This is a genomic window from Saccharopolyspora antimicrobica (genome assembly GCF_003635025.1).
Classification (GTDB): Bacteria; Actinomycetota; Actinomycetes; order Mycobacteriales; family Pseudonocardiaceae; genus Saccharopolyspora; species Saccharopolyspora antimicrobica.
Map to the genome: position 1 here is coordinate 6,946,581 of NZ_RBXX01000002.1, position 12,852 is coordinate 6,959,432.

The 12,852-nt window shown below is 72.5% G+C and carries 9 protein-coding genes; 4 read left to right on the forward strand and 5 right to left on the reverse strand.

Annotated features, from left to right (window positions below):
• Positions 1-4: 4 nt before the first annotated feature.
• Positions 5-1,204 (reverse strand): SfnB family sulfur acquisition oxidoreductase, encoded by a 1,200-nt coding sequence (locus ATL45_RS32950; protein WP_093145846.1) that lies wholly within the window; start codon positions 1,202-1,204, stop codon positions 5-7.
• Between the two features lie 327 nt (positions 1,205-1,531).
• Here ATL45_RS32950 and ATL45_RS32955 point away from each other — a divergent pair, with 327 nt between their 5' ends.
• Positions 1,532-3,820 carry a molybdopterin-dependent oxidoreductase gene (locus ATL45_RS32955; protein WP_093145845.1) on the forward strand — a complete coding sequence of 763 codons (2,289 nt, stop codon included), beginning with the start codon at positions 1,532-1,534 and terminating at the stop codon, positions 3,818-3,820.
• A gap of 305 nt (positions 3,821-4,125) precedes the next feature.
• Positions 4,126-4,641, forward strand: a complete 516-nt coding sequence (locus ATL45_RS32960; RefSeq protein ID WP_093145844.1) for a lytic polysaccharide monooxygenase auxiliary activity family 9 protein — start codon at positions 4,126-4,128, stop codon at positions 4,639-4,641.
• Between the two features lie 80 nt (positions 4,642-4,721).
• Here ATL45_RS32960 and ATL45_RS32965 read toward each other — a convergent pair whose 3' ends face one another.
• Complete coding sequence (locus ATL45_RS32965) at positions 4,722-6,065, reverse strand: flavin monoamine oxidase family protein (RefSeq protein ID WP_093145843.1); 1,344 nt, start codon at positions 6,063-6,065, stop codon at positions 4,722-4,724.
• A gap of 85 nt (positions 6,066-6,150) precedes the next feature.
• A complete protein-coding gene (locus ATL45_RS32970) occupies positions 6,151-7,173 on the reverse strand; it encodes a BMP family protein (RefSeq protein WP_093147174.1) in 1,023 nt (340 codons plus the stop codon).
• 157 nt (positions 7,174-7,330) lie between these two features.
• Between ATL45_RS32970 and cmtR the strand changes: the two genes are divergently transcribed.
• Positions 7,331-7,684, forward strand: a complete 354-nt coding sequence (cmtR, locus tag ATL45_RS32975) for a Cd(II)/Pb(II)-sensing metalloregulatory transcriptional regulator CmtR (protein WP_093145842.1) — start codon at positions 7,331-7,333, stop codon at positions 7,682-7,684.
• A gap of 104 nt (positions 7,685-7,788) precedes the next feature.
• Positions 7,789-8,367, forward strand: a complete 579-nt coding sequence (locus tag ATL45_RS32980; RefSeq protein ID WP_093147172.1) for a cation efflux transmembrane domain-containing protein — start codon at positions 7,789-7,791, stop codon at positions 8,365-8,367.
• Between the two features lie 42 nt (positions 8,368-8,409).
• Here ATL45_RS32980 and ATL45_RS32985 read toward each other — a convergent pair whose 3' ends face one another.
• Together ATL45_RS32985 and ATL45_RS32990 are read right to left on the reverse strand one after the other, a co-directional pair.
• Positions 8,410-9,330 (reverse strand): AEC family transporter, encoded by a 921-nt coding sequence (locus ATL45_RS32985; protein WP_093145841.1) that lies wholly within the window; start codon positions 9,328-9,330, stop codon positions 8,410-8,412.
• A gap of 213 nt (positions 9,331-9,543) precedes the next feature.
• A complete protein-coding gene (locus ATL45_RS32990) occupies positions 9,544-12,711 on the reverse strand; it encodes an arabinosyltransferase domain-containing protein (RefSeq protein WP_093145840.1) in 3,168 nt (1,055 codons plus the stop codon).
• Positions 12,712-12,852 lie beyond the last annotated feature (141 nt).

Genomic DNA, 12,852 nt, shown 5'->3' on the forward strand with positions numbered 1-12,852 from the left:
GTCCTCAGACGATTCCGTTGCGGGGCGGGTGCGTTCCGTTGAGCTCGTAGTCGCCCAGGTGCTGGACCTTCCACCGGCGCGGGTCGTGCAGGGTGTGCGTGCGGGCGTTGCGCCAGTGCCGGTCGAGGTTGCGGCCCGCCCGGGCGGCCCGGGCGCCGATGAGCGCGAAGATGTCGCTGGACACCGACACCGCGGCGTCGTCGGCTTGCGCGCGGATGGCAGCCACCGCGACGGACGCCTCCGCCGCCTTGTCCTCGGCGTCGTCCGCTCCCGAGTCGATCGCCCGCCTCGCGGCGTCGAGCGCATCGCCCGCTTCGTTCAGCAACGCCTTGGCCGCGCGCACGCGCAGCGCGAGCTCGCCGAAGCGCTGCACCACCAGCGGCTCCTCCGCGGTGCGTTCCACACCGGCCTCCCACCACGGGCGGCTGAGCTCGCGCACCCCGGTCCCGCCGTCGCGCAGCGCGGCCTCGGCGATGCCCACGTCGATCGCGGCGTGCAGGAACTGCCCGTAGGCACCGAAGATCTCGGTCTCGCCGAAGGTCCGGTAGTGCGGCACCACCCGCTCCGGCGGCACCCGGACGCCGTCCAGCAGCACCGTGCCGCTGGCCGTGGTGCGCTGCCCGATGCCGTCCCAGTCGTCCAGCACGGTCAGCCCGTCGGCCCCGGCCGGGACGAACGCCGCGTTGACCCGGTTCTCGCCGTCGACCGCGAACACCGGGATCCAGTGCGCGAACAGCGCGCCGGTGGTGTAGTTCTTGGTCCCGGTGATCCGGAAGTCCCCGCCGGGCTGCTCGACCAGCCTGGTCTCGAAGGCGTGCGCGGTCTTCGCCCCGGCCTCGGCCAGCGCGTTGCCGAACCGCTTGCCAGCCAGCACCTCGGCGTCGAAGAAGGCCAGCTGGCGCTCGGTGGCGTTGTGCCGGAGCACGTTGAGGAAGAAGAAGTGGTTCTGCGGGATCTGGCCGATGCTCGAATCACCGGCCGCGAGCAGCCGGAAGACCGAACCCAAGGTCCGGTGCGACACCTCCGCACCGCCGTGCCGCCGGGGCACGGTGATGCCGAGCAGCCCGCTCTCGGACAGCTCCGCCAGCTCGTCCTTCGGCAGGATCCGCTGCGCGTCCCGCTGCGAGGCGCCTTCGGCGAACCGCTCTCCCAGCCGGGCGGCGACGGCGAGCGCCTCCGCGTCGTCGGCGATGACGTGGACCATCGGACTCCTCCACAGTCTGCGGTGAAACACCAAGTGCACCGGTCTTCTCGATCCGGACACTACCGATCGGACCGGCCCGCTCAACCCCGTTCCAGATGCTGGTAGCCGCCCGATGAGTCCACTGTGGCCGTTCTGTTTCGGAACGGTTAAGCAGGAATCACCGTGATCCACAGAGGACTTGCGAACCGGGTCCACAACCGGCAGCTCCGGCGCGAACCGCTCTCCATCGAGCGGGTGGCGTCGGTCTCGGCCCGTTCCGGCGCGGCCGGACCAGGGACTATCGTGCGGAGGGCGCTCCGTTGCACCGCCCGGGGGCAGGAGGGACGCATGAGCACCGAGCACTGGCGGCCGAGCAGCACCCACTGGGGCGCCTTCCGCGCCGCCACCGATGCCGACGGCACCCTCCGCGTCCAGCCGCACCCCGCCGATCCCGCGCCATCGCCGCTGCTGGGCAACCTGGCGGGCACCGTCAGGCACCGCACCCGCGTCCGGCGGCCCGCGATCCGCCGCGGCTGGCTCACGGGTGGTCCCGGCCCGACCGGTGCTCGCGGCGACGAGGAGTTCGTGGAGGTCGGCTGGGACACCGCGCTGGACCTCGTCGCCGAGCAGCTGGAGCGCACCCGGCGCGAGCACGGCAACGAGGCGATCTTCGGCGGCTCCTACGGCTGGGCCAGCGCCGGGCGGTTCCACCACGCGCAGAGCCAGCTGCACCGGTTCCACAACACCATCGGCGGCTACACCGCCTCGCGCAACAACTACAGCTTCGGCACCTCCCAGGTGCTACTGCCGCACGTGATCGGCAGCACCGACGCGCTGCTGCAGCACGCCGACAGCTGGGCGACGATCCAGGAGCACACCGACCTCGTGGTTGCCTTCGGCGGGCTGCCCGGCAAGAACCTCTCGATCGCCTCCGGCGGCATCACCCGCCACACCGGTTCCGCCGCGCTGCGCGACCTGGGCACCGATCTGGTGGCGATCAGCCCGCTCGCCGACGACGTCCCGGCCGGCCCCGGCGCGGACTGGTGGCCGATCGCGCCCGGCACCGACGTCGCCCTCCAGCTCGGGCTGGCCCACACCCTGCTCACCACCGGCCGCCACGACCAGGACTTCCTGGACCGCTGCTGCACCGGCTCCGAGGTGTTCGCCGGGTACCTGCTCGGCGATGCGGACGGGATCGCGAAGTCCGCCGAGTGGGCGGCCGGGATCTGCGGGATCGACGCGACGGCCATCAGGGCCCTGGCCGATCGGATGGCCGCCGGGCGCACGCTGATCACGGTCTCGTGGTCGTTGCAGCGCACCGAGCACGGCGAGCAGCCGGTGTGGGCGGGGCTCGCGCTGGCCGCGATGCTCGGCCAGATCGGGCTGCCCGGCGGCGGATTCGGTCACGGTTACGGGTCGATGGCCGACATCGGCGACGACGCGCCCGCGGTGCGGCCGCCCACGCTGCCGCTGGGCCGCAACCCGGTGCGGGCGTTCATCCCGGTGGCCCGCATCGCCGACCTGCTGCTCAACCCGGGACAGCAGTACGACTACGACGGTCAGCGCCTGACCTACCCGGACATCCGGCTGGTGCACTGGGCAGGCGGCAACCCGTTCCACCACCACCAGGACCTGAACCGGCTGCGCCGGGCGTTCGGCCGCCCGGACACCGTCGTCGTGCACGAAACGCACTGGACGGCCACCGCCCGGCACGCCGACGTGGTGTTCCCGGCGACCACGGCGCTGGAGCGCGAGGACGTCGGTGCCGGGCGCCGCGACAGCCACCTGATCGCGATGCACCAGGTGCTCGACCCGGTCGGTGAGGCCCGGGACGACTACGCCGTCCTGGCCGGGCTCGCCCAGCGGCTGGGCACCCACCAGGAGTTCACCGAGGGCCGCTCAGCCCGCGAGTGGCTGGTGCACCTCTACGAGCAGTGGCGCGCGGGGCTGGTCGCGCAGGGCCACGACGTCCCGCCGTTCGCCGAGTTCTGGGCGGCCGGAGATCTGCGGATGCCGGATGTCCGACACCGCGCGCCGCTCGCGGCGCTGCGCTCCGACCCGGAGCGGAACCCGCTGCCCACGCCCAGCGGCCGGATCGAGCTGTTCTCCGCGACGATCGACTCCTTCGGCTACCCCGATTGCCCCGGCCACCCGGTGTGGTTGCCCGCGCGGCAGCGGCGCGGCGGCCCGCTGCACCTGATCGCCAACCAGCCGCCGACGCGGCTGCACGGCCAGGGCGACGTGGGCGAGGTCAGCCAGCGCGCCAAGGTCGCGGGGCGCGAGCCGATCCGCATCCACCCGCGGGACGCCGCCGCGCGGGAGATCTCCGACGGCGACGTGGTCCGGGTGTTCAACCACCTCGGCGCCTGCCTGGCCGGAGCCCGCGTGAGCGAGGACGTCCGGCCGGGCGTGGTCGTGCTGCCCACCGGAGCGTGGTTCGACCCGCAACCCGATCCGGCGCGCCCCGGCGAAACCCTCTGCGCGCACGGCAATCCCAACGTGCTGACCGCCGATGTGCCGTCGTCCCGGCTGTCCCAGGGCTGCGCCGGCCAGCACGCGCACGTCGAGGTCGAGCGCCACCTCGGCCCGGTCCCGGCGCTGCGCTGCAGCGCGCCGCCACCGCTGGCCGATTCCTGAGCTCAGCGGCGCGCTTTGCCCGCACGCGGTGCGATTTCCGCTCCGCCGCAGCGGTTTTGCGGTGACCAGTTCGCGGAGTGGTCCTGGTCCTTTGCGGTGAGCTCGTTTCAGGAATCTTGACCGGATTCCAACCAGATCATTATGGTCCAGACCACACCGAATCCTCGGGGCGGCAGGTCGGCCGGCGGTCGTCGACCACGCCGTTGCTCTCCCCTACCAAGGCGAATCCCGCACTTCGCCGGCCGCCAGCACCGGGGGGCCCGCCCGGCCGGGAACGACCCGGCCGGATCGACAAGGGAGTCGATATGAACTCGAAGCGCAAGTTCGCCGCGGCGGCGATCGGCGCGGCGATCGCGCCCTTCCTGGTGGCCATCCCCACCTCGACCGCCAGCGCGCACGGCTACATCGACACGCCGGCGAGCCGCCAGGCGCAGTGCGCCCGCGGCACCGTGCCCTGCGGTCAGATCAAGTGGGAGCCGCAGAGCGTCGAAGGCCCCAAGGGCCTGACCAGCTGCAGCGGCGGCAACAGCCGCTTCTCCGACCTGGACGACGACAGCAAGGGGTGGCAGGCCACGAAGGTCGGCAACTCGGTGAACTTCCACTGGACGCTCACCGCGCCGCACGCCACCACCACGTGGGAGTACTTCATCGGCGGCAACCGCGTCGCGGTCTTCGACGACGGCGGCAAGCGCCCGCCGAACTCGTTGTCGCACAATGTCAACCTCGGTGGCGTGAGCGGCAAGCAGAAGCTGCTGGCGGTGTGGAACATCGCCGACACCGGCAACGCGTTCTACGCCTGCGTCGACCTCGACGTCAGCTGAGACGCGCCGGGCCCCGGCCCGGCACGCGGAGACTCCCGCGGGATCCGGCCGCGCCAGCCGGATCCCGCGGGATCTTCACGTCAGGACTGACCCGACAGCGCCGCGCGGACCTCGTCCGCCGCGCGGCGGCCGGACTCCACCGCTCCGTCGAAGTAACCGTTCCACCGCACCGCCGTTTCGGTGCAGGCCCAGTGCAGTGCCCCGACCGGTGCGCGCAGCACCGCGCCGAACGAGGTCCAGCCGCCGGGGATGAAGTGCCCGGAGAAGCAGCCCCTCGTCCACTCCTCGGCCAGCCAGTCGAACTCGACGAGCTCGTCGGGCTCGAGCGCCCGCTCGCCGAACAGCTCGCCGAGCTGCGCCAGCACGATCCGCCGCCGCTCGGCCGCATCGCGGCGGCGCAGCAGGATCGCTTCCTCGCCGTAGGCGAAGGCGGTCAGCACGGCCCGGGGCGAGTTCGGCGGCGTGTTGTCCACGGTTTCGGTGAGCACACCCGAGGTGGACCGCGCGACGCCGGAAAAGCCGTCCGCGCGCCAGAACGGTTCCGGGTAGACGGCGTGCACCTTCAACGCGGTCCCGGCGGGCATCCGCTGGAACGCGCCCTCGCGCAGTCCCGGCAGCGGCGGGTCGTACTGGATGCGCCCGGCGAGCATCGGCGGCACCGCGATGATCACCCGCGAGGCCCAGTGCTCGCCGAGCCGGGTGACCAGCCGCGCGCCCGACCCGTCGTGCTCGATGCGCAGGACCGGGTCGCTGAGGTGCACGGTGCCCGCGGGCAGATCGGCCGCCATCCGGTTGGCGATCTCCTGCGCACCGCCCACGATCCGCGTGTCCTGCGCGGCCCCCTCGTAGCCGAGCAGCGGTTCCACGCCGCCCGCGCTGGCGATGTAGAACAGCGTCTCCAGCACCGAGGTCTCGTTGGCGCTGCCTGCGAGCAGCCCGCCGGAGATCACCCGGTCCAGGAACCTGGCCGCCACCTGCGAGCAGCCCCGGTCGGCGATCCAGGAGGCGAAGGTGTGGCGGTCCCATTCCGCCGCCCGGGGCGCGTTCCACGGCTCGGCCACCGGGACCTGCCGCGCCATGGCGTCGATCTCGGCGAGGAGTTCGGCGATCTCCGGCGGGGAGCCGGTGAGCCGCTCGCCGCCGTAGTCGACGATCATCGCGCCCTCGCCGGGCGTCGGGTAGGTCTCGATGCCGTAGCGGTGCACGAGCTCGGTGATGTTCAGCTGGGTCGGCCCGATCCACTGCCCGCCGAGGTCGAGCTGCGTGCCGTCCGGCAGGTATCGGGTCAGCACCCGCCCGCCGACGCGAGGGCGCGCCTCCAGCACCCGGGTGGAGAGCCCGGCGCGCACCAGTTCGTGCGCGGCGCTGAGCCCGGCGAAACCCGCTCCGACGACGACCGCGTCGTAGTACCCGTACCGAGGCATCCCGCCACCACCCGATCGCCGAAGGCCACCGCGACGAGTGTCGGCACGCCGACCTGCCCGGGCAACTCGTGGCGGGATGCCGTGCTCACGGGTTCGGGAACTCCGGTCCGGTGTAGGTGGTGCTCACCTCGATCTCGCCGCTGACGATCCGCTCGCTGAGCGCGTCGAGCTCGGCGCGCACCTGCTCGGGGACGTCCGGAGCGAGGGTGAGGCGGACGGCATCGGGCGTTTCCAGTCCGATTCGGACGTTCTCGCCGCCGTGCAGCCCGCCGTTCGCGAAGTCCTCGATGGCCCGGAAGACCGCCACGCCCGAGTCGGCGATGGCCGAACCGGCGAAGACGGCGGGATCCTCGGCGGTGAAGTCGCGGACGTTGCCGAACTGGCGGCCCTTCCCGGCGGCCCGGATGGCCTCGGCGACACCGGGACGCCCGGCGTTGAGCATGGTGAAGATCAGGTCCGCGCCCGCGTCGAGTTCCGCGGTGGCCACGCGCCGGGCCAGCTCGACGTCGTCCTGATCGCCGGAGAAGTTCGTCAGCACCCGGGCGCCCGGGTTGGTGTGCGCGACACCGGCCACGAACGCCGCGCGGCCCTTCAGCCCCGGCACCGGGCGGATCCCCGACATGTGGCCGACCACGCCGGACTCGGTCAGCAGCCCGGCGGCGGCACCGGCGAGCCAGGCCGACTGCTCCTGCAGCACCTCGTAGCTCGCCAGGTTGGGGCCGGTGACGTCGGACTGGGTCACCACGAACGTGGTCCGCGGGAACTCGGCGGCCACCACCTCCGCGGCGGCGTTGTTCTGCCCGCCCTGCGCCACGACCAGGTCGACCCCACGGCCGGCCAGCTCCCGCAGCGCTCGTTCCAGCTCGGGCTGCTTCGGCGCCACTTGGTCGACCACCGCGAGCTCGGCGCCGAACTGCTGCTCCGCCCGCTTGGCGCCGTTGTAGCCGGCTTCCATGAACCCGCCGTCGTGGCGCGGCCCGGCGAGCAGCAGCCCCACCCGGATCCCGGGCGGTTGTTGCGGGGCGTTCTCGGTGGTCGCGGGCGCGCCGCACGCTCCCACCGCGAAGATCCCCACCGCAGCCACCAGCGCCTTCGGAACGAACCGCATGCCCACCCGCCTCTTCCGGATCACGAACAAGTGCTTCGGTATACCAAAATGCGCGACCGGGCGGCGAAAGCAAAGACCTTCCCGCCCTGCGGGAATCGGCCCCACCGCCGACCGCGCATGCTCCTGTCATGTCAGCGACTGGTGTACTGTTCTCCCCGTGCTGAAGTGTGAGTCGCGGGAAGACGCATTGGCCCGGCTGGGCCGAGCACTGGCCGACCCGACCCGATGCCGGATCCTGGTCGCCCTGCTCGACGGCAACAACTACCCCGGGCAGCTGGCCGAGCAGCTCGGACTCTCCCGCTCCAACGTGTCCAACCACCTGGCCTGCCTGCGCGGCTGCGGCCTGGTCGTCGCCACCTACCAGGGGCGGCAGGTCCGGTACGCCCTGGCCGATGACCACCTGGCCCGGGCATTGCGCGAGCTGGTGCAGGTCGTGCTCGCCGTCGACACCTCCGAGCCCTGCCTCGACGAGGCCGAGCCCGGTGCAACACCGGCGAAGGCAAGCCGGTGAGCGAGCTCCGCGATCGGGCTGAACCGCAGTCGCCCGGCCCCGCACGGCAGGACGAGTGCTGCGGCGCGACTCCAGCGACCACCGCGAGCCCGGATCGCCGGGCGGTGCTCACGCGACGCGTGCGCCTGCTGGTGGCCGCCACGATCACCTACAACATCATCGAGGCGGTCGTCGCGATCGCGGCGGGATCGGTCGCGTCCTCGACCGCGCTGATCGGCTTCGGGCTCGACTCCGTGATCGAGGTGGCATCGGCCGCTGCGGTCGCCTGGCAGTTCTCCGGTGCCGATCCCGAGGCCCGCGAGCGGACCGCGCTCAAGGTCATCGCGGTGTCGTTCTTCGCGCTGGCCGCATACGTCACCGTCGAGTCGGTCCGTTCGCTGCTCGGGGCCGAATCCGCCGATCATTCGACGGTCGGCATCGTTCTCGCCGCGTTGTCGCTGGTGATCATGCCGGGGCTGTCCTACGCGCAGCGCCGGACCGGACGGGAGCTCGGCTCGGCGAGCGCGGTCGCCGACTCCAGGCAAACCCTGCTCTGCACGTACCTCTCCGGCGTCCTGCTGGTCGGCTTGCTGCTCAACAGCTCGTTCGGCTGGTCGTGGGCCGATCCGGTCGTCGCCCTGGTCATCGCCGCGGTGGCGGTGAAGGAAGGCCGCGAAGCCTGGCGCGGCGAGCACTGCTGCTGACCCGGCGAGCACGCCGCGCGCGGCTCCTCCCGGATGGCGGCCTCAGCCGAGGAGAGCCGTGACCGTGAAGAGGACCGGCACCGAGAGGATCGTGGAGAGCAGGATCGATTCGCGGGCCAGGCGGACTCCCACGTTGTAGTGGGAGGCGTAGACGAAGAGGTTCTGCGCCGCGGGGAGCGCCGAGATCACCACCGCCGCGAACAGCGGCGCGCCCTCGAGGCCGAACAGGCCCGCGCCGATCGACCAGGCGATCACCGGGTGCACCACCGACTTCACCGCGACCGACAGCAGCACCGGCCCGCGCTCGGCGCCTCCCGCCGGGAGTTTGCTGCCGTGCAGCGAGATGCCGAAGGCCAGCAGGACAGTGGGCACCGACAGGTGCCCCAGCAGCGTGATCGGCTCCATGACCGGGGCCGGGATCCGCCAACCGACCAGCGAGAGGCCGACACCGATCAGCGAGCAGATGACGATCGGGTTGCGGAACGGCGCGAGCAACCGCGTCCACACCGAGCTGCGCTCGCCCGCCTGCGCGTAGTCGATGACGGTCAGCCCGATGGGCGTCATGACCAGCAGCTGGAACAGCATCACCGGCGCCACCAGGGTCGCGTCGCCGAGCACGTAGACCGCGATCGGGATGCCGAGGTTGCCCGCGTTGACGTAGCTGGAGCACAGGGCACCGATCGTGGTGCGCCGGACGTTCCACTTGCGCAGCACGCCGACCAGCACGAACAGCGCGGCCGCGGCGAACGTGCTCAGCGCCGTGACCAGCAGCGGGATCGAGAAGAGCACCGCGACGTCGGATTCGGAGAGCATCTTGAGCAGCAGCGCCGGCGTGCCGACGTAGAACGACAGCTTGGTCAGCGCCTCGCGCCCGCTCGCGCCCAGCGCGCCGGTGCGGCCGAGCAGGTAGCCGATCAGCACGATGGCGGCGATGACGCCGAAGCCCTGGATCACGCCGGACACGGAACCTCCCGGTATCCGGCTCCGCAGCGTCCTCTGAGGACAGTGAAGGCCGGTCGGCTTCCTCGTCGGGAGCGGAGCATTCTTTTCTTCCGTGCTAATGGGTTTCGCCGGCACGGGTCGTGCCGCCCGGCGATCGCCCTGGGCACGACCCATACGCTTAGCGATCCTAAGCGATCAGCGCCGCACCCAGAGCATGGCGATGCTCACAGCCGGTCAGCTCTTGCCGTCGGTCTCGGCGGATTCCAGCGGGAGGAGGTCGGTGCGGCCGTCGGAGCTGGGCGGACCGCCCGGCAGCCGGACCGCCTTCGGCAGCGCGCCCGGGCTCCACGTGCCCCAGTGCGTTTCCCGGTGGACCTCCGTCGCCGTCGCGGCGGGCAGGGCGTCGGGCTGGAACGGGTCCACCACGTAGAACGCGCCCCAGTCCCGGTGCAGATCGCCCTTGAGGTAGCTCGGCATCACCCGCACGCTGGCCGCCACGTTGAGCCAGCCGAACGGCCCGCCCCCGGAGGAGCCCGACCAGTTCTGCCCCATGTCGCGCAGCATCCCGCCGCCGGCCACCCGGAACCGCGGCAGCTCCACGATCCCGCCGTGCAGGCTCGCGAGGTTCAGGCACGGGTGCACCAGCGCGGCGGGCCACTCGACGAACGTCGGCTCGGCGCCCGTCACCTCGGTCATGGTGGTCAGCTGCGGGACCCGCGGTGCGCTGAACGACATCCAGCCGCCCTCGTCGACCTTCTGGTCGGCGGCCAGCACCCGCAGCTTGGTGGCACCGTCCACAGTGAACCGCAGGTCCTGCCAGGCGCGGCTGTTCTGCACCAGCTCGCGCTCCGCGACGATCTCGAAGCCCTCCGGGGTATCGCGGCCGAGCTCGACGCGCAGCGAGTTCGCGCCGGTCGCCGACCCGGCGAACTGCAGCACCACCGGCGCCTCGCCCGAGGTGGCCCGCGGCGGCAGGTCGTACCAGGGCGTGCGCATCTCGCCGGTGCCGGTGGCGTCGCGGTCGTAGCTGCCCCACACCGGTGCGTCGTCGCCGCCGAACCCGAACGGCGGGGTCCAGTACTCGGTGCGCGGGTGGCCGAACCGGTGGAAGCCCCGCGATGCGGGCGCCAGGTAGTCGGCGCCCTCCGTCGTTCCGGTGAGGCGGTTCAGCGCGCTGCGCGGCTGGTCCTCGGCCGCCGCGAGCACGCCGCGCCGCGGATCGGTCTCGATCTCGACGTAGTCGGACAGCCCGCAGCTCTGCCCGGCCAGCTGCTTGACGTTGTCCGCGCCGAGGCTGTAGCCGCCGCGCTGCTTGTCGATGCCCACCCCGAACAGCACCACCTCGCCGACGAGCAGCACGGCGCAGGTGATCGTCAGCGGAGCCGCGCCCAGCCGCAGGACCCGGCGTCGCGCGGCCGCGGTGCGCACCGGCGGCTCGTCATGGCGCACGTGCTCGACGACCGCGACGACGCCGGCGATCGCGGCGGCGATCAGGAAGTAGGTGCTCGCGCTCCGCCCGTCCAGGCTCGGCGCGCGGTCGAACCACGGCACACCCCAGCCCGAGACGTACCACCACGAGTTGGTCCCGGTGACCGAGAACGCGCACACGACCATCAGCCCGGCGAAGAACGCCGCGCGGTTCCGGCGCGAGCGCAACACCGCCGCACTGGTCGCCAGCGCGGTCAGCGCGGCGACCACCGCACCCGCACCGGCGAGGACGCCGAAGTGGTGGGTGTGCTTGGTCGGAGTGGCGGCGAGCACCACGAAGCACAGCGCGGCCACCGCGAGCAGCCTGCGGCTCGGCCCGAGCGCTGCGCCGCGGATCCGGCCGCGGCGCAGCAGCACCACGCCGCAGGCCAGCACGCACAGCACCACCAGCAGCACCGGGAAGCGGCGGGTCAGCGACCCGTCCGGCCACCGCCCGAACAGCTTGTCGTAGCGGGCGAGCTCCTGGTACCAGGCCTCGTTCGGCCCGAACTTGGTCTTCAGCGCCACCGAATCCAGCACCGACTGCAGCGTCTGGTCGAAGAACACCCCGACCAGGATCACCAGGCCGGACGCGGCGATCGGCGCCAGCACCGGCAGCACCCCGCGCTCGCGCACCCGCTGCCAGAGCAGCTGCAGCAGCGGCTTGGCGGCCACCACGAACGGCAGCACCGCGACCATGCCGTGCGGGTTGGCCCCCACGCCCAGCGCCGCGGCCACCAGGCCCAGCGCGGCCGGGGTCAGCCGCCGGGTCGCCACCGCGCGCTCCACCGCGCACAGCGCCAGCAGGAAGAACGCCACGACCACCGGTTCCGGCCGCAGGCCGTTGTTGTAGGGCAGCCAGAAAGCCAGGAACACCGCCGCCGCGGCCCAGCCCGCGGACTCGCTGCGCCGCACCTGCTGCCCCAGCCGCGGCAGCACCCCGCGGCTGATCAGCAGCCAGCTGAGCACGCCGAAGAACAGCGCGGGCAGGCGCACCCACGGCGTGGCCGGCGAGACCTGCACCCACAGCGCGTAGAACTCGTAGAACCAGCCGAACGGCGACTCCGGGTTGGCGAACCAGCGGAAGTAGTTGGTGACGTAGCCGGCGTCCTCCGCGGCCCGCAGCATGGTCAGGATGTAGCCGTCGTCGGCGGTCATCGCGCCGATCAGCCACCACACGCCGAGCGCGCCGATGACCACGACGTCCCGGAACTTCAGCCGCCACCAGCCCGGTTGCAGCAGCCGCGGCGCCCGGCGCACCTCCAGCCTGCTCAGCGCCAGCACCGAACCGGCGAACGCGGCCACGGCCAGCACCATCACGGCGGTCTTCAGCGGTGTCGGCGAGCTGGCGAACCGGTTGTCCACCCGGGCCTCGAACGACAGACCGCGCACGTCGTCGACCGCGGCGTCCAGCTGCGAGAAGATGCCGGTCAGCTGCGGCCGCCGATCACCATCGACCGAGGCCAGCTGAACACCGCCGACATCGGCCCTGGTGCCGGACTCGTCGGCGCGCACCGAGATCGCGCAGTCACCGCCGGGCAGCGCGGTGGAACCGATCCGCTTCCCGCGCGACCACAGCGTGAGCTCGCCGTCGTCGACCTGCAGGCTCAGACCCGTCACGCCGCCGTACTTCGACGACGGCGGATTCGTCGCGACCAGCACGGCAGGCCCGTTGCTGCGCGCGTCCAGGCCGCGCACGGCCGCGCAGGGAACCTCCGCGGTGACCCACAGCGGCGCGTGGGTGACCAGCGGGGCCGACACCGGAGCGGTGCCGTGCTCGGTCGGCCACTTCAGAGTGGTGACGTCGTGCTGCACCGGCAGGAGCGGGACAGCCAGCGCGGCGAGCACCGAGAGCAGGCCGAGCACCACGGACCAGCGCCGGGCCGCTCTCGGCCCGGGATCGCGACGCGTGATCTCCCCCGATCGCTGACCCACGCGACCGCCACCCCATCCCTGCCGACAAGAAGCCAAATCCCACTGAGCTTAGAGAGGTGCCCGCGCGAGCCGACAACCGGAGCAAAGGACGTCACTCCACGCGGCCGAACGCGCACGTCGCGCGACCGGGTGACGCCGGAC